Source organism: Alteromonas sp. 76-1 (assembly GCF_900654235.1).
Lineage (GTDB): Bacteria > Pseudomonadota > Gammaproteobacteria > Enterobacterales > Alteromonadaceae > Alteromonas > Alteromonas naphthalenivorans.
In genome coordinates, this window is sequence record NZ_LR136958.1 from 1,925,495 (window position 1) to 1,943,812 (window position 18,318).

Here is an 18,318-nt window from a genome sequence, read left to right on the forward strand (position 1 = left end):
TTCTACTATTAAATCATTTAGTTGGCTAAAAAATTACCACCCACATTGACGGGTAGCATTTTGCTCATCTAACCACGTTTTTAACGGTGCAAAGTAGTCAGCAATAGTACTTGCATCCATTTCAGGTGAACCAGTAAGGGTTTCTAACGCATTTTGCCACGGCTGGCTCATGCCCATTTCAAGCATGGCGTTTAGTGCTGTACCCGCTTCTTCACTGTTGTAAATAGAGCAGCGATTAAGTGGACCTTCATCACCTGCAATATCACATAACGCTTTATGGAATTGAAATTGCAAAATATGTGCTAAGAAATAGCGCGTGTAGGGCACGTTAGCAGGAACATGATATTTAGCGCCTGGGTCAAATGCATCAGCAGGTCTGTCTATCGGTGCTTTTACGCCTTGGTATTTTTCTCTTAATTCCCACCAAAGTGTATTGTATTGCTCAGGCGATACTTCACCAGCCATCACTTTCCAGCGCCATTGATCGACCATCAGGCCAAATGGAATAAAGGCAATTTTATCTAGCGCCACCTGCATTAGCATGCCTATGTCGTTAGATGCATCTGGAATCTCGTCAATCAAACCAATTTCTTTAAGGTACTTAGGGGTGATCGACAAGGCAATGGTGTCGCCAATTGCTTCATGGAAGCCATCGTTAGCTGAACCGCGATACAGCAAGGGCTGGTCTTTATAGGCACGCTGATAATAGTTGTGACCCAGTTCATGATGAATAACGTTGAACTCTTCCCCCGTTTTTTGGATACACATCTTAATACGTAAATCGTCTTTGTCGTCTAAGTCCCATGCTGAAGCGTGACACTGTGCGTCTCGACCTTCAGGTTTTTGGAACATAGAACGTTCCCAAAACGTATCTGGCAGCGGCGCAAAACCCAGTGAAGAAAAGAAAGATTCAGCCTGTTTCACCATTTTTATTTCATCATAGCCCTGCGCAATAAGTGATGAGGTAACGTCGGGTACTGACATTTCTTGTTCAGGCTTCACGATATCGTAAATATTACCCCACGTTTGCGCCCACATATTGCCTAACAAGTGCGCTGGAATAGGTTGGTCTTGCGGAACCAATTCTTCACCATAATGCTCACCTAACTTAGCACGAACGTGACAGTGTAACGATTCATAGAAAGGCGCAACTTGCCCCCACAACCTATCAAGCTCTTTCGGAAAATCTTCTGCTGGCATATCGTATTTACCGCGCCATAGCTCACTCACGTTTTGAAAGCCTAGTTCAGTAGCGCCTTCGTTGGCCAAATTTACCTGTTGTTCATAAAGCGGCTTCATAGGTACAGACACTTCGCGCCAGCCCTTCCAGTACTCTAGTAAAGTGTCGGCATCGCGAATAGTCGCCATTTCGCTGCTCATTTCTACCAAGCTTTTACAGGTGCCATCTTCCATGCAGTACTGGCCAGAACCATACATTGCGCTAAGTTCAGAGCCAATTTTAGCAAGTTGTTCTGTTTTCGCCGGATCTGAGGGTGGTGGCATGGTAAGCCCGTTTTTAAGCAGGTTAAGTTGACGACGAGTATCCTCATCTACTTCAACATCGTTAAATTTAGCCGCTTCTTTAGCTAATACCGCTACTTTGGTGGACAGTACTTCATTAAAATAGGCACTTACCGCGGCGGTATCAAAATTGATGTTAGTGGCGTAACTCCATTCGGCATGTGCGGCGGGCACCTGCATTTTACTAATGTCGTTTTGCGCATTAATAAGAAATTCTTGTGCATCTTGCGCGGTAGGTGCCGCAGGTGTTGTTTCAGTTTTGGTAGTGGCTTCACCGCAACCTATTAGCGTAATGCTAACGAGTGCTGCGACGATAGTGCGTTTAGTTGAAAACATAAGTTTGCTCTTGTCGTTGTTGTTTTTATGTATTGGGAAGTACATATATTTTAGCGTTATATTTTGGAGTGACTAGCACACTTTGTAAAACAAATTTGCAACAAAAAGCGATGGCTGATTGATCTTGGGTAAAGGTGAATAGCGTAAAGCGAAAAATAAAGGCTTAGTCTGCTATCACTATTTTTAGATATTAGCGCATAAGCCGCCTCATAAGCTGTTTTATAACCCGAGTACATTGTGTGAAATTTTGTTTTATTTTGAGCGTGCAGAGGGTAGTCTTTGACGCTCACCTTAATAGGCTCAATGCCATTTTTAGTTGACTTAGTATCATAAGCCAACGGTAATCTCAGGAATTTAAATGAATGTAGAGGTTAGTTTTAGGTTTCTATCGCTCAATAAATTACAAGCTCATACGTTAGAAAGAGAAGTTGCGAATTCATCTACTCGTTATGTTGAAGATACAAATTGTTATGTGGGAACAATTCCACTTACCGAGGATATCTTTGACCCATTGATGATTTTCTTCGAACGCCAGCAGATTGCACTTTCCAACTGCGATATCTTTTTATCGGTGCTTAGCAGTAAAGACACCAACATCGTTGATGTTCCTTCCTCGGTCAACAAGATGTTAAAGCATACTAACTGCAAGCTAGTATTTTCATACACTTACAATCAGTAACGATGTAGTTATGTTCAGTATTATTAGTGTTATTGTAATTGAATGAACGGCATTTCATGGTTCATAAGGCTTTATAATGAGATGGATTTTGTTGGGGCTATGCGTATTGATACTACTTGGCTTTGTTATACCAGAGCCGCGAGTTATTCCCGTAGACAACGCCAGTTCCGCTGATTGGAACAAAGACACCTTTTGGTATGAACCCTGGGGCACTTCAGGGGTCCACAAAGGTATCGATATCTTTGCTAAGAAAGGCACGTCGGTGCTGTCATCCACGCATCAACTTATTATCTATCAAGGTCAAAAGCCAAAAGGCGGCAATATCATACTTGCCTTAGGGCCTAAGTGGCGGCTGCATTATTATGCGCATCTTGATTCAATAGATATTGACGGTATTACTTTTGTTTCCAAGGGGGCAAAAATTGGTACGGTTGGTTCAACAGGCAATGCCCAAGGAAAACCGCCTCATCTGCATTACAGCATTGTGGCACTATTTCCCCATTTTTGGCTGGCCGACGAGTCAACTCAAGGGAGCAAGAAGGCGTATTATTTGGATCCAATATCGTACCTAAGCGCAGCTGATTGAAAATGGAGATATAAATGAGTAGTACAGGCCTCTCAGATACTGGCGCTGAATATAAAACAGAATACGAAGAAGATCATGTGTACGCAGGTTTTGGGATTAGATTTGGCGCATCAATTATTGATACATTACTTTTATTAGCGATAACCTTTCCACTACTGCATCTAATTTATGGCAAAGGATATTGGAGCGCTGAAGACACTGTGGTAGGTATATTTGATATCTTAATTAGTTATGTTCTACCGTTAATCGCCACAATATTATTTTGGGTATATAAATCGGCTACCCCAGGCAAAATGGTGCTTAAAGTAAAGGTCGTTGATGCTAAAACGGGAAGAGCGCCCACGATACGCCAGTCTATAATTCGCTATATAGGGTATTACGTTTCTATTTTATCCTTAGGCTTAGGCTTTTTATGGGTATTATGGGATACCAAAAAACAAGGGTGGCATGACAAAATGGCTAGCACGGTTGTTATTCGACCTAAAAATAAAGGTGTTGAACCGGTACGCTTCCACAAAAACTAACGTTAGATATTGGTGCGAGCGAGGCCTCGAGTATAGCGTATATACTTGCACGGCTGCTTTCAAATTACGTATTAGCCACAAGGAAGTTCGATGAAGCTTGAGCAAAAAATCCCGCCAGTTGTTGTCTTTTTAATATCGGTAACATTAATGTGGGTAACAACCAAGGTTGCAGGTTTCTTAAGTTTTTATCACTCCTTCAGGTTACAGTCGCTAATACTATGTGTATTGCTGGGGGTAGGGGTCGCTTTACTGGGTGTCGCTTCTTTTAAAAAACATAAAACCTCGGTGCATCCTATCAAAACTGAACGTGTTGTTAGTTTGGTGACTTCCGGTGTGTATCAGTACAGCAGAAACCCAATGTATGTAGGTATGTTCTTTTGTTTGGTTGGCATTGTGCTTTACACATCCAACCCGCTTAATATTCTCTTCATTGCGCTATTTGTGTGGTACATGAATAAGTACCAGATAATACCCGAAGAGGCATTTTTAACGGATAAGTTCGGCGCCAGCTATACAGAATATATGAAAACGGTGCGTAGATGGTTATAAGCAAATTAGGTGTATTTATTACGCTTACATTTTGTACCACTTTATTAGCAACCACGTTTCTGAATTTGTTGCCAATAGAGGTGCTATACCTTTATATCGCTACCAGCGTTATTACTTTTGCAGTGTACGCGTTTGATAAATCGGCGGCTCGCAAAGGCAAATGGCGTGTACCAGAAACTCGGCTTCACGTTTTGAGTTTACTGGGTGGCTGGCCTGGCGCCTATTGTGCGCAAGAAAAATTAAGGCACAAGTCGGCTAAAGTTTCATTTAAGCGAATGTATTGGGCTACAGTTGCGTTAAATTTAACAGCGTTTATTTGGCTTTTTAGTGAACAAGGTAAATACTTGATTAATGGAGTTTTTGCTTAATTTATACGTTCTTTACTTGCTGGCATTGAACGGGTAAGATTAAAAGTTAACCACGGACTAAAACTAAAAAAATAAAGGATTATACTGTGCTCAAACATGTCATTACGATAGCTGCCTTTTTACTTATTTTGGCTCCTTCTTACTCGTATTCAAAGGTGCGGGGAGAAGCTACGCACCTGAGTATTCATTCTAAAATACTTGATGAAGAACGTGAGTTGTTCATACATCTACCCAATAGTTATTACCTGGCAAACAGTCATTTATCAAAAGAGCGTGAGCAATCACCATTACATTATCCGGTACTTTATTTACTTGATGGTCAGAGAAATTTTGGTCATGCAGTCGGCACGTTAGACTTGCTCAACCAATCTAATATGGCGCAAGAAATGATTGTTGTTGCTATTGCAAATACCCAACGTTCGAGAGACTTCACTCCAACTTATGATGAAAGCTACAATGAGTGGGGAATGTCAGGCGGGGCAGATAACTTCCTTGATTTTCTTGAGAAAGAACTCGTGCCTTTTATTAACGAAAACTATCGCGCCAATAACTACAAAATAATTTCAGGGCATTCTCTAGGAGGCTTGTTGTCGGTGTATGCCTTGCAGTCTAGACCCTATTTATTCCAAGCGCACTTTGCGTTTAGCCCCAGCTTGTGGTGGCACGAACAGGTTATCTTTGACGGCGCCGAAACCTTCTTTTCGAATTCCACTGAATTGAATAACTACCTGTATATCAATATGGGCAGCGAAGGTGGCCATATGCTAACGTCTTACCAACGCTATAAAGAATTGCTAGACACACATAAGCAAAAAGGTTTTAGCTACAACACAGATTTAGATACCTCAGAAGGTCACAATACCACTGCGCTTGCTGGGCATTCGTTGGCTTATCAATATCTGTACAAATCGTTGCAACCATCAAATGAAGTCTTAAACGGTGGGATACCTGCAATAAAGCAATTTTATAAATTACAGTCTGAAATGTATGGTTATGACATTAAGCCCAGCTATCGCGCCATCAATAGTGTGGGATACAAAGCATTATCTGAAAAAGACTATTCAACGGCTATCGCACTATTTCAAAGTAATGTCGACAGTTACCCCTACAACGCTGATGCCTACGACAGCTTAGCGGATGGTTTAGAAGCTAGTGGCAATTTACAAAAAGCACTAGAAATGAGGTCGCTCGCCATACAGAAAAGTGTGGTTGAAAATGTAGAAAACGGCGCCTATAAAACCCGTCATGCAAACTTACTCAAAAAGATTCAGGACAAGAATCTTTAGCTTTTTCCTTCTTTGAACAAAATTTATAAAGGGTATTGTTTTGGTAGTTATTTATGGGATTGATAAGCATCTAAACCCAATAAAAAGTCAGTTGTCGGATGCAATTCACGGTTGTATGCAATCTGTTTTAGGCATGCCAGAGGATAAACGGGCCCATCGCTTTATTCCGCTAGCCAAAGAAAACTTTTTCTACCCAGGTGGAAGAACAGATAGCTATACCGTCATCGAAATTAACTTAATGAAGGGACGAAAACCTGACACCCAAAAAGCACTGATTAAAGCACTTTTCAAAACTATCGAGTCTAAATTGGGTATCAGTACAGTAGATATCGAGATAACGATTAAAGAACAAGAAAAGTACCAATGGGGTTTTCGTGGTATTACCGGTGATGAGGCGTCAGATTTGAACTACAACGTTGATGTGTAAACTAGGCTCACAGCTTCACTGGACCAATATTATGCCAGCTAGTACTTTGTATTTTAAAAATAGAAATGATGGGAACGTTAACACATTAGTTATCGTGCCTTTCGCGATAGACAGCGATTTTTTTACCGCGCGGCATTATGTATACATAAGGAATTGTCGATGAAAATAAGAATATTAATAACAATGTTAGGCGCAATTGTACTATCGTCATGTAGTTCTTTTGTCAGTGATAATACGGGCAAACAAACCCAATCTAGTAGTTTGATGGATTTTCTTTACCCAGATGAAGAAAGCCGCGTTAAGCACCAGTCTGAAATTCCCACGCTTCAATTACCGGTAAAGGTGGGGCTTGCATTTGTTCCTTCAAGTAATTGGCAACGAGATGGCCTACACGGGAAAGACCAAGTGGAGCTTCTTGAAAATGTGAAGCAGTCTTTTCTTCAATACGAATATATCGATCGTATTGAAATCATACCTAGTGAGTACCTAAATGGAGGGGAAGGGTTTGCTACGTTAGAACAAGTAGGGCGGTTATATGACGTTGATGTAATGGCGTTAGTGTCCTACGACCAAGTGTCTCAGTCACTCGAAAATAACGCGGCATTATTATATTGGACCATCGTGGGGATGTACGTTATTCCAGGCAACGAAAACACGGTGCAAACCTTTGTTGATACCGCTGTTTTCGATATCAAAAGCAAAAAAATGCTATTTAGAGCACCAGGTGTAAGCAAGCTTGAGAAACGCACCACCGCTATAGGTATTGACGATACGCTGGCCGACAAATCATTAGAGGGTTTTGGTATTGCAGTTGAAAATATGTCTACCAACTTAGATGCCGAACTTGCTCGATTCAAAACCAGAGTAAAAGAAGAGAAAATTGCAAATGTTGAACACAGAGCCGACTACAGTGGCGGCGCACTTCATATTTATTGCTTACTCTTTCTGTGTGTCATGTTATTGAGAAAAATAACTGGGCGCTAAATCGATGCTAAGGAGAGCAGATTGAATGTTACCAAGCAAAACCTAGAAGATGCGGTAAGCGCTAATATTCTTTTAGTAAAAAGGAGCAGAGTACTTTAAGTTCCATTAGCAGTATTAAAGTACTCTTACTCTCTTATTGTTTGCCCGAAAAGGTCACATCTACCAACTGTTCTTTTGTATAAGCGTGTCCGTTAGCAATTACTTTTTCTACCGTGGTTGTATTATTGATATCTTCAAGCGGGTTAGCTTTTAGCAAAATAATATCAGCAATTTTCCCAGGAGCAATAACACCCGAATTCAAATCAAGCTCTTCAGCTGGCACTTTTGTCGCCGACTGTAGCGCTTGAAATGGCGTTAATCCTGCCTCATTAACGTAAAAACTTAGTTCACCATGTAAGTTGAGTGCTAGCACTAAGTCGGTTCCGGCCGTAATCTTTGTTCCTTGGTCAAATAACTGCTTCAACGATACAGCTTGTTGGCTCAGACTTTTTAAATAACGAGCTGGTATAGCAGTACCTTTATCCAGACTTTTATTAATCCAGTCTGGGTATAATGCTAGGCGAGAATCTTCGATTAACTCAGGGTGTTTTTTAAGCAAGATATTTAACGAACCAAATATGGTAGGAGTGACGACTTTATTCATCATCGCTAAGCCATCTTCATAAGCTCGCCCGCCTATATGCTTTGGGCTATATCCACGGCGGCTTGTAGCGCCTAAGTGTTCTACTCTATCTACTCCAAACTTAGCTGCGGGGAAAATTTCATGAGTAGTCACAGGTACCCCCATTTCGTTATGCGCGAACTCTACCACTCGCTTTTGCTGTTCATCAGGAAGACGCACATAACTTTTTAGCAAATCGTATTTCAGCGCTTTAGCGCGGCTTAATTCTTTTTCTAAATGGGCTGGGCCAGCGATGGCTATTCCCATTTTGTAATACACTCGTTGCCACTCCATGAGGTGGCCTGTTGTATAAATGCGAGGGCCCACTCTTACGCCAGCTTCGCTAGCTTCACGGTCTTCTACACCATGATAAGGTTGATTACCTGGGTCGCGAATAGTGGTAATACCGTACGCTAGCCAACCTCTGTGTGCACCTTGTCCAAAATCTTTTTGAGGATGAACATGACTTTCGATCAAGCCTGGCATCGCATATAGCCCTGAACCATCAATAGTCTCGTATTGAAGGTGTAATCCCTTACTGTGAGGTGCTATTTCTACAATTAAATTATCTTTTATTAGTATATCAACGTCTTTTTTGAGCGTGGGGCTATCACCGTCGAATAAGTGTGATACATGCAGAACTTTTGTACCAGACGGTATTGCGGGTACATAGGTGAGCTCAATCGGAATATCGGTTATTTTTCCGCTGAAAATATCTACGGTTTTTAGTTTATCGTTTGATTGATAAAGCAGAGTTCTGGAATCCCCAGACCAACTCGGACTGTGAGCAATGTCGCTATCCATAACTCGTGGTGGTCCTAAGAGTTTACCATCGCTTGAAACTGGCCACACGTTCAACTCTCCACCGTAAACCGCGGCCATCTTACTGCCATCAGGTGACCAAACCGGACCTGCACCACCTCGGGTATCAATAGACATATTTTCAATTGGCACGCGCCAATACGGTTCACTGCCATCAAGAGGGAGCATGTAGATTTGATTTGTCCCTTCACGAAAGCTTTTAGAATAAGCTAATGACATTGGAACTGCTAGCAAGCTGCTGTCAGGCGACCAACTGGGTTTACCTGGCTGTTTAAGTCTCTTGGTGGCAAAGGTGATGTCTCCGCTCGCTACATTGACAACGTCTATGCTTGCTTCTCCCCACATGGCGTCGACGTTAATAAACGCAATTGATTTTCCGTCAGGTGACCATGTGGCACCAAGTGGTTGAGTATCTAAATGAGTTAATTGACGCGCTTTGCCGCTATGCATATCGTGGATCCAAAGCTGCATCATATCGCCACCTTTGTCTGACGAATACACCAAATATTTTCCATCTGGTGACCATGAAACATCAGCTTCCATATAATGGTCGTCGGTAAGTTTTGTCGCTTGTTTGCCTATCTCTTTTATATAGATGTTACCTAAGGCGATAAATGCGATCTGATTTCCCTTAGGAGAAAGTGATGGACGCATTACACCCAATACAGGTTTTTCTGTTTTTGAAGTAAGATCACGGGTAGTGTGTTTGTATATTGGGTTTAAACGAGCAAGCTTAGCGTTGAGCGGTATCGTGTCTACTTGTTCTATATTGTCAATAGAACGGCGCCTGATTTTACCATCAGAGACATAGTAAAATTGATTGTTTTTAGACAAACTACTCTTAAATTCGAACACAACTTCATCTGTAGTTATAATCTTGTCATCAAGCTTCATTGCTGTGCCGTTAGTCGATGTTTCTTCTACATAAAGCAATTTGTTATCGTGAGTCCATAACATGGGAGAGAGGCTTGTAGAGGCTTGTTGCTCTAATTTTACATCGCCGTTTAAGCTCGCAGTCCAAATGCCATATATGCCATCATGTTGGCTTGTGTAACTGATAGCTTTTCCGTCAGGCGTCCAAACAGGCATCCTATTCTCGTGCTTGTCATCGGTTACTTGGGTAATGTTTTCGCTATTTACATCGATAATCCAAATGTCATAACTCGGGTATGTATTTTTGCGATCTGACGAAAAAGCCAATTTACTGCCGTCTGGCGACCATACGGGTTCTCTATCGTCAAAAGCACCACGTGTAAGTTGCTTAGGATTAGTGCCATCCGCATTAACTATCCAAAGGTCGTAGCCGCCATCAATAAAAGCAAAGTAGGCGATTTTTGTACCATCAGGTGACCACACTGGTTGCCTAACATCATGGGTTACGTCGGTGAGTCGTTTAGCGTCTCCGCCTTCTGCAGGTAACGTCCATAAGCTTCCTTGCAAGTCTATTGCTAATGTCGAAGCGTCGGGTGATAAGGAGACCGACAGTGCAGTACCTTCGTGAACACTAACATAGTCATAGTCTGGCGGGTTATTTTTCGCAGACACATATGATGTACATATTGAAGCTGTAAGAAGTGCGCTGCAGAGTTTTAAAACACGAGATCTTATTTTCATATAACAACCTAATAAGTAACTCTCGGATAAATCCGAGAGTAAAAAATTAAAATTTCATTTCTAGACTAGCGTAGAGATAACGAGAGTAGGGTAAATATAAGTTGGCTAAATAATTACCTGATGAATTGAGCGGCGGCTCCTTATCAAATAAGTTTTTGATGCCAATTTCTGCAGAGAGACCATCGAACGGCGATTGATAATCAAAGGTATATTGCGCTGATGTATTAACGGTTGTTACCGCCTCTACTTCATAATCGGCACCACTAGCGTAATTCCCATCGATGACACTGCCTGTATATTGAGCAGATAACCGGTAAATGAAGTTATCTAAACTCCAAATAAACCGGCTACTTGCTTTCCATTCAGGTTTTTTACCATCAATTCCCACTTCATCAGCTGCAGATATAGAGATATATTGGTCTAGCAAGCCAGCTTCTTGCGCTTCAAAAGCCGCTTGCATTTCTGGGGAAAGTTCTTGCTTAAAGCTTATGAGTCTAGATACCGCTAGGTTAAAAGAAAAATCACCGTATTCTGTGTTCGCCAGTGACCAGTCGACAGTAAAGTCGAGCCCTTTTGCTTTTAGAGAGTTGAGGTTTGCGTAATTTGTTTGTATATATTGAATTTCACCGACAGGATCTAAGCCTGTACCGCTGAAAGCAGCCAGTTGATCAGCATTGGGCTCATAGCGAAATACTCGCGAATCTGATGATCCTTCTGATACGCGTAAATATAAATCGTGGATGATGATATCAAGTGCAGACTCAACGCCAACTTGGTCGTCGATTTGAATAGTCCATGCATCAACGGTAAACCGCATTCTGCCTAAATTTTCTGGGATTTCTGGAGTGTAAACTAACCCAAATGATTGATTAGTCGAAGTTTCTGGTGTTAAATTTTCGTTACCTTCCATATGCCATGTAACTGCATAAGAGCTAGTACATTCTGAGTAGTTTGCGATAGTATTTTGTCTTACTGCTGCTTCACAAAAAATATAGTCAGGCATCGCGAGGTAACGAGCCATCTCTGATGCGTTAAGCACTTCTAAGTTTGGCGCTTTAAATCCTTCTGACCATGAACCGCGAACCATAAGCTCATCTGCGACACCCCAGGCCAGTGCGACCTTTGGCGTGGAAATATCACCTACATCGCTATAGCTCTCGAAACGACCGGCTAATTGCATATCTAGTGATTGCACTAAGGGAATAGACATATCTGGGGACACTAACGGTATGGCAAATTCGGCATAAGCTGTTTTCACATTTCGGCTACCATACGAGTCTGGAGTAGGACTTGAACCTGCTAAGTTACTGGCATACTCTGCGCCTGTATACCAATCTATGTACGGTTCGCTTCCGTCAACCAAGGCATCTCTTTCATCTTCTAAAGATTCATAACGTACCTCTATCCCCGCAGCAAACCCAACATTTCCAGCTGGTAGTTCTAAAATATCTGACTTATTAATTCTGAAGTCCCAAGACGCTAATTCAGAGATACTTTTTCTTGTAGACCATTGAGTGAAAGCGTCTATAGTAGACTGTGAATTAACGGAGTCATCGCCATAAGCTATGTGGCTAATGGAGCCGCCGGCAAAAGGATTATATCCGTCTGCAGTGGTACTATTTAATGCATCGACAATTTTGCTAACCACATACACCTCAGATCTATCTTTGGCATAACCTTGAGAGTATAGGACTGCAGATTCCCATTCAAAGTCATTATCGGTTAGTCCTTCGAAACCCGCTAATACACGGGTTTGTATATTATCAACCAAAACATCTCTATTACCCGCATCCGTAAATCGGTAATATCGTAGCTCAACCGGAACACCATCATCAGATACATTATCTAAACCGCTTATACGATTTGGGTTTACACTGCCATCGGCTAAATACGTCGCGCCAAGTGGGTTATAATACGCATCGGCAGAGATATAAACAGGCGTGTTTACAGAGAAGACCCCGGCATTCGTCACATACTTAGATTCTGCTTTATAAAGCGCTAATTCACCGATGAAATCTAAAGTAGGACTAACTTGATAAATGAAATTACTAAAGATATTAAAGCGGTCTACGCGCGGCGTTAGATAAGTGTCATCTTTCGCCGTATCATATTTATACTCCTGCGTTGTTGCCCCTTGTGCAAAGCATACATCGCCAACGCTGTCAGATGAACAATTCGAAGAGTCAGCTGTTTCTGCATGAAAGTAACCAGCATTAGATGTTATCTGGTTACCATTTTGTGTTATCGCGAAGGGGGCGACAAAAGTCCCCCATGGTGAATATGAGCTGCTGGCGTCTAAAGATGACGCACCGTATAAGTCGGTGCCAGGTAAAAATTGACTGCGATCACTGGTAGCGGTATACCATTGGTCTGACGTTCTCTGTGGCTCACGGTGGGAGTAGTTATACATCACTGAGATGTTGCCTCTACCATCATCTATATCGGTGCCGAAATACCCAGTTAATTCAGTGTCTGTGCGACTCGTACCTTCAGCTTGGCCAAATTTTACCTTTACGCCAGCACCATTGATATTATTACGAGTAACCACATTGACTACTCCAGCAATAGCATCAGAGCCATAGATAGCAGCAGCACCATCAAGTAAAACTTCAACTCTATCTAAACCATACATAGGAATTGCATTGGTATTAAAAGTAGTTGTCGACATACTATTATCGACGGTTGATGTAGTGGGGTGTATTACAGAGCGGCGGCCGTTAACTAACAGTAGTGTGTTTGATGCGCCTAAGTTCTTAAGGTTTAGTGAGCCCATATCTCCGCGCGCTGCGTTACTGCTTCCAGGTATCCAAGCTTCGTTCCACGTGATATCGCCCATTTGCGGCATACTACGGACTAACTCATTACCATCGGTAACGCCGGTTGCACTCAAGGCTTCTTGATCAAATACTGCTACGGGTAGCGCTGATTCGATACGAGAATTCGCAATTTTTGAGCCGACGACAGCTATTTTTTCGATTTTTGATTCATTATTTTCGTTTAATGCTGATGTTTTGGTTTCGCTACCAACTGGCGCTTGAACTCCACGTCGCTCAACCGTTGCTTCATTTTCTGCTGACATCCCCTGTTGGTTTGGTGTGTTGGATGCCAGTAGAATCTTTCCCGAAGTATTACTACTGTCTTCGAAAACTGCAACGGTATTGTCATCTATCACAGAGTAAGTTAATCCTGAGGAACCTAGTATCTCTGAAAGCGCTACTGAACTGGAATGTTCTCCGGATATTGGTGTGCTGCTTTTACCTGATACTGTATTTGCGTCCACGGCAATCTGTATACCTGACTGCTCGGAATATGTTAATAAGGCGGATGCGAGTGGTTGCTGGGGGATACTAAATTCAGACGAGCTGTTAATTGTTTTTGCAACACTTCCCATTGAGGTAAGGGATATGATCGTTGCCGCTAAAGGTATTAATTTAAAACTACGAAAGTTGAAATTGTACATGCAAACATTGATCCCTATAATTAATTTTTTCTAAAAATTTAAATAAATCTCACTTTCTAAGACGTAGCTAAATTAATTTTAGGAACCAATGTTTGAAATAAAAATAAATAAATTTTTATTAGGTTTTTAAATTGTAATTAATGTTAAATTCGTTGTTGTTTTTATCAACTTTTATGGGATATATGTGAGGTAGGGAATCAATCCAACCATTAATTCCATTTACGAAAATAGTGCCTGAATACCGGAGGTTTAAAATTCTATTGTCATTCACAATAATTGGAGTTTTTGAATATCGGTTGATGTCTTCTATAACAAAACCTAAACTTTCATTAATGTACTTTAATGTACCATTACGCCAAGATGAGTGAGCATCCACATCTACTGAGTCGACAGTAGTGATTGTTTTCTCATCATACGATATCCGCTGTCCAGCTTCTAAAAATGTATCTGTTTCTAACTTTTTGTAAAAAAGATTAGTGGTCATTCTAGCAATATATTTTTCACTTTCAGGCTCAACTATAACCTTTCCTTCAGTAACGCTAACGACGGAACGAATACTTTGTTGCGAGATATTGAATTCTGTTCCTAGAGCTGTTACCGATCTGTTACCGCTGTCGACAGTAAACGGTCGGAGAGGATCTTTAGCGACATCAAAATAGGCTTCACCATAATTAAGTAAAATATGTCTATTTTTATCTGTGTAGGTCACTGTGATTTTACTGTCCGCTCCTAGTGTTATTTCTGAGCCATCATCTAGAACAATGGGTAAATTAACCCCTTTATCAGATTGATAAACCACTTCGCTGTTCATGTGGTCGAAGCCCAAACCACAATGGACTAAATCAGCGATTAAAATAAATGATAGTAAAAAGCTAAAATATAAAAAAATAGGTTTTCGGGTTGTAATGTTGAAATTCACATCTATATTTTTCATATAGGATTTAATTATACTAAAACGGCTTTTTTTATTTTTTAAATGCTCTTTTACAGAAACTTCACCGTCATATCCATCATCTATTAACTCTCTATCATCAGGCCAACTTATTTCTTCTATAGAAGATGTTAAACACATTAATTCTTCTACTTTCTTAAATGCTTCTGCATTTCCTTTATCTTGCGCTAACCACTCTTGCCACAATTGAATTTCTTCTGTCGTGATATTGGCTTGCTTTAATTGATAGTACCAATCGGTAGCTACCTCGAACTGTGTCCTATTATCTGTCATCTTTCGTATCTCCAAATTTTTCATTCAAGCAGAGTTGGCAATGCTCTGTTGCTCGAACTAAATATTTTCTAACCATTCGGTCAGAGATGCGCATTAAATTTGCAATTTCTATATTTGATAAATCGTGAAAACGACTTAGTAAAAAAACTTTGCGGCATTTCGGGGGGAGTTCTTCTATACATGAAGTAATCATGCGAACTTTTTCTTTTCTTAATGCCGCTTGTTCTTCGGAAGGCGATTCTGTTTGGAAAAAAACAAACTTATCTACGCTACTTCGACGTTGCTTATGACGTAGACGATCTATGGCTAAATTAGACGCAATTTTAAATAGGTAAGCTTTTAAATAACTAATTGCATTAGGTTCATCCAGCTTAAGTAATTTTATGTAAGCTTCCTGAGCAACTTCATGCGCATCCGACTCCGATGGTAAACGAGTTCGCAAAAAGTTTAATAAAGATTCGTTGTGCTCTTTGAATAGATCTGCAACCACTTGCTTTTGTACTTCTAAAGGCTCGTCGTTATTAGTTTTTCTTACTGGGTTCACAGCTATATCCATTGTTTACTCTTCTAGAAAAGTCGTTGCTGAAATCATACCTATCCAACTTGTAAGACGCACAAGTCAGACAAAACGGAATCGTAGATAGCGAATAAAATGAATCATTAGCTAAATTGAGTAATAAGTACGTGTCTGAAGAACAATGCCGAATGGCGAAAATAATGGGCCTATAACGAGGTTTGCACGAAGGAGGCTTGGCCTTTTTAAATTACTACTCTGCACTTGAGGCAAGCGTAATTAGTGCTTAAAAAATCTGTAATAATATACAGTTAGGCAGGATATGTGTTTTCATTTTAAAGTAGCTAATGCTAATGATATTTGCAATAAAAAGAAAAGGAGGCCATAGAAAGCAAATACAAATATACATAATTTGGGGTGTTTAATTTTTGTAGTCTATATCCTAATCGTCATTGGATATCAGTGAGCCTGGGCTTTTTACTTTGACACTATGTCTGAACAATTTTGGTACAAAATGTACATTACACTTTGCTTCATACCTAAGAGCCGGAGGAGGGCCTGTAATGTTCTCAGCTATGCTTTGGCGTTAATAAGTAAAACCAAAAGCTATTGTATTAAATACGCTTTGTAGTGTTATTTTGTAAACTGGTTACGCGTTGTTGATTTCGTGATATTAACTAGTCACCTTGAATGAGAAAAGTAAGTTAATCTCACGCTATTATGTGGTGATGCACTGACAAGGAGAGCAGATTGAATGTTACCAAGCAAAACCTAGAAGATGCGGTAAGCGCTAATATTCTTTCATCTGAGCAGTCTGAACAACTGATTGCTTTTTTGAACCAACAAACTAGTACCACTGCTAAATTTGATTTCACCCATGTGTTGTACTACCTAGGTGGGTTAATTGCCATTGGCGCAATGACATTGTTTATGAACCTTGGCTGGGTATCGTTTGGCGGAATCGGTATTGTTTTCATCAGCTTATTCTATGCAGCTGTAGGAATTAAGTTAGCTAACGTTTTTAAGGTGAAAGGATTGTTCGTGCCGGCGGGCCTATGCGCTACCTTTGTTGTTGTGCTAACCCCGTTGGCAGTTTTTGGTGTTCAGCAGGCTTTAGGCGTTTGGCCTGACGATACCGTTTACCGCGACTATCACAGGTATATTCACTGGCATTGGTTGTATATGGAGCTAAGTACGTTGGCGGTCGGTGTTGTCATTGCTTGGAAGTATAAATATCCATTTTTAGTCATGCCTATTGCGGTTACGCTATGGTATTTAACCATGGATGTCTCTGTTATGTTGTCAGACGGGGAATACAGCTGGGAACTAAGAACAATAGTTTCTATGTACACGGGTCTTCTTATGATAGCGCTCGGGTTTTGGGTAGACGTACGCACAGCAAACAAAGCCGATTACGCATTTTGGATATACTTATTTGGCGTTATCGCGTTTTGGGGAGGGTTATCTTCTCAACATTCTGACAGCGAGCTTTCGAAATTCTTCTACTTTCTCATTAATTTCGTGATGATATTTATCGGTGTACTTTTAATTAGAAGAGTATTTGTTGTATTCGGGGCTATTGGATGTACAGGCTATGTAGGATATTTGGCGGCAGATGTTTTCGCAGATAGCTGGTTTTTTCCTATTGCGTTAACGTTTTTGGGGTTGTTTGTGATTTACCTAGGTATAAAGTGGCAAAAGAACGAAGCCGTGATTACCGCGAAAACACGTAAACTTTTGCCCAAGGCAGTGCAAACACTGCTGGACGCTAAACATCTCTAGATTAGCCCGTGTTAAATGCACAAGTTGATACTCGATTCTTGATTAAGAACCTGTTTTTAAATTAGCGTGTTTTTAAATTAGCGGTAAATAGGCCAGCCAATCATTTGGCTGGCATCTATTCACTTTGTGGTTGGTTAATACTTTCTTCGTTTTAATCCTGTCTCCGCCAATATTTTCGCTGAAATCTCTTCTATTGAATATTTGGTACTGTTTAAGAACGGGATCTTTTCTTTTCGGTACAAGTTCTCTACTTCTCGTAGCTCCATTCTGCACTGCTGTAATGATGCATAGCGGCTATTCGCTTTTCGCTCAGAGCGAATTTGGTGTAGTCGTTCTGGTTGAATGGTGAGCCCAAAAAGTTTGTCTTTATAGCGGCGAAGCGCCGTAGGTAATTTAAGCATGTCGCCCATGTCATCTTCGGTAAACGGGTAGTTAGCCGCTTTAATACCAAACTGCAGGGCTAAGTATAAGCTGGTGGGCGTTTTACCTGAGCGCGAGACGCCTACTAAAATAATGTCGGCTTCGTCGTAATCTTTCAGGTTAGAACCGTCATCGTTGGCTAATGCATAGTTAACCGCCTCAATACGAATATCATAAGTGGTTTCATGAATGCTATGCGTGCGATGTTTTTCTGGTTTTGAGGGCACACCAAGCACTTTTTCTAGGGGCGCCACGAATTGATCGAGGAAATTGTAGTTAATACCTACCGATTTTGAAATTATCTTGCGAACATCTACATTCACAATTGTATAAAAAACGAGCGGCCTTTCTCCTGTGTCTTGAAAACTTTCAGATATTTTATCCAAAACCTTGTTAGCTTCTTCCTCAGTTTCAACAAAAGGAATGGTATTGTGATTGAATTCAACAGGGAACAAAGACAGCAGGGCGTGGCCAAACACCTCTGCAGTGATGGCGGTACCGTCTGAAATATAAAAAGCTGTGCGCACAACAAATCCTTAACATTGTCGTAATTTTATTAC

General features: G+C 40.9%; 15 protein-coding genes. 9 read left to right on the forward strand and 6 right to left on the reverse strand.

Going from position 1 to position 18,318, the window contains the following annotated elements; all coding sequences use genetic code 11:
• Positions 1–33 precede the first annotated feature (33 nt).
• On the reverse strand, positions 34–1,857 hold the full coding sequence (locus tag ALT761_RS08115) for a M2 family metallopeptidase (protein ID WP_129737875.1): 1,824 nt from the start codon (positions 1,855–1,857) through the stop codon (positions 34–36).
• Positions 1,858–2,215: 358 nt separating this feature from the next.
• Here ALT761_RS08115 and ALT761_RS08120 point away from each other — a divergent pair, with 358 nt between their 5' ends.
• From ALT761_RS08120 to rhlP, 8 genes are all read left to right on the forward strand, one after another.
• Positions 2,216–2,536 carry a hypothetical protein gene (locus ALT761_RS08120; RefSeq protein WP_129737877.1) on the forward strand — a complete coding sequence of 107 codons (321 nt, stop codon included), beginning with the start codon at positions 2,216–2,218 and terminating at the stop codon, positions 2,534–2,536.
• 76 nt (positions 2,537–2,612) lie between these two features.
• Positions 2,613–3,122 (forward strand): M23 family metallopeptidase, encoded by a 510-nt coding sequence (locus ALT761_RS08125; protein ID WP_129737879.1) that lies wholly within the window; start codon positions 2,613–2,615, stop codon positions 3,120–3,122.
• Between the two features lie 14 nt (positions 3,123–3,136).
• Positions 3,137–3,646 carry an RDD family protein gene (locus ALT761_RS08130; RefSeq protein WP_197724988.1) on the forward strand — a complete coding sequence of 170 codons (510 nt, stop codon included), beginning with the start codon at positions 3,137–3,139 and terminating at the stop codon, positions 3,644–3,646.
• 90 nt (positions 3,647–3,736) lie between these two features.
• Positions 3,737–4,195: a methyltransferase family protein gene (locus ALT761_RS08135; RefSeq protein WP_129737881.1), complete on the forward strand. Its 459-nt coding sequence runs from the start codon at positions 3,737–3,739 to the stop codon at positions 4,193–4,195.
• Positions 4,186–4,563, forward strand: a complete 378-nt coding sequence (locus ALT761_RS08140; RefSeq protein ID WP_129737883.1) for a DUF1294 domain-containing protein — start codon at positions 4,186–4,188, stop codon at positions 4,561–4,563. The genes ALT761_RS08135 and ALT761_RS08140 overlap by 10 nt, the downstream gene beginning before the upstream one ends.
• An 86-nt stretch (positions 4,564–4,649) precedes the next feature.
• A complete protein-coding gene (locus ALT761_RS08145; RefSeq protein WP_129737885.1) occupies positions 4,650–5,849 on the forward strand; it encodes an alpha/beta hydrolase-fold protein in 1,200 nt (399 codons plus the stop codon).
• A gap of 40 nt (positions 5,850–5,889) precedes the next feature.
• Positions 5,890–6,276 (forward strand): tautomerase family protein, encoded by a 387-nt coding sequence (locus ALT761_RS08150; RefSeq protein WP_129737887.1) that lies wholly within the window; start codon positions 5,890–5,892, stop codon positions 6,274–6,276.
• Positions 6,277–6,435: 159 nt separating this feature from the next.
• The gene (gene rhlP, locus ALT761_RS08155) at positions 6,436–7,260 is read left to right on the forward strand and encodes a rhombotarget lipoprotein (RefSeq protein WP_129737889.1); all 825 of its coding nucleotides are present in this window, start codon (positions 6,436–6,438) and stop codon (positions 7,258–7,260) included.
• A 133-nt stretch (positions 7,261–7,393) separates the two neighbouring features.
• Here the strand turns inward: rhlP and ALT761_RS08160 are convergent, their stop codons facing one another.
• From ALT761_RS08160 to ALT761_RS08175, 4 genes are all read right to left on the reverse strand, one after another.
• On the reverse strand, positions 7,394–10,288 hold the full coding sequence (locus ALT761_RS08160) for an amidohydrolase family protein (RefSeq protein WP_197724989.1): 2,895 nt from the start codon (positions 10,286–10,288) through the stop codon (positions 7,394–7,396).
• A 115-nt stretch (positions 10,289–10,403) separates the two neighbouring features.
• A complete protein-coding gene (locus ALT761_RS08165) occupies positions 10,404–13,637 on the reverse strand; it encodes a TonB-dependent receptor (protein ID WP_172602862.1) in 3,234 nt (1,077 codons plus the stop codon).
• Between the two features lie 298 nt (positions 13,638–13,935).
• Positions 13,936–15,042 carry a FecR family protein gene (locus ALT761_RS08170; RefSeq protein ID WP_172602863.1) on the reverse strand — a complete coding sequence of 369 codons (1,107 nt, stop codon included), beginning with the start codon at positions 15,040–15,042 and terminating at the stop codon, positions 13,936–13,938.
• Complete coding sequence (locus ALT761_RS08175; protein ID WP_129737897.1) at positions 15,032–15,598, reverse strand: RNA polymerase sigma factor; 567 nt, start codon at positions 15,596–15,598, stop codon at positions 15,032–15,034. Before ALT761_RS08175 ends, ALT761_RS08170 begins: the two co-directional genes overlap by 11 nt.
• A gap of 708 nt (positions 15,599–16,306) precedes the next feature.
• Here ALT761_RS08175 and ALT761_RS08180 point away from each other — a divergent pair.
• Positions 16,307–17,338 (forward strand): DUF2157 domain-containing protein, encoded by a 1,032-nt coding sequence (locus ALT761_RS08180; protein ID WP_129737899.1) that lies wholly within the window; start codon positions 16,307–16,309, stop codon positions 17,336–17,338.
• Between the two features lie 134 nt (positions 17,339–17,472).
• Here ALT761_RS08180 and ppsR read toward each other — a convergent pair whose 3' ends face one another.
• Complete coding sequence (ppsR, locus tag ALT761_RS08185) at positions 17,473–18,285, reverse strand: posphoenolpyruvate synthetase regulatory kinase/phosphorylase PpsR (RefSeq protein WP_063458448.1); 813 nt, start codon at positions 18,283–18,285, stop codon at positions 17,473–17,475.
• Positions 18,286–18,318 lie beyond the last annotated feature (33 nt).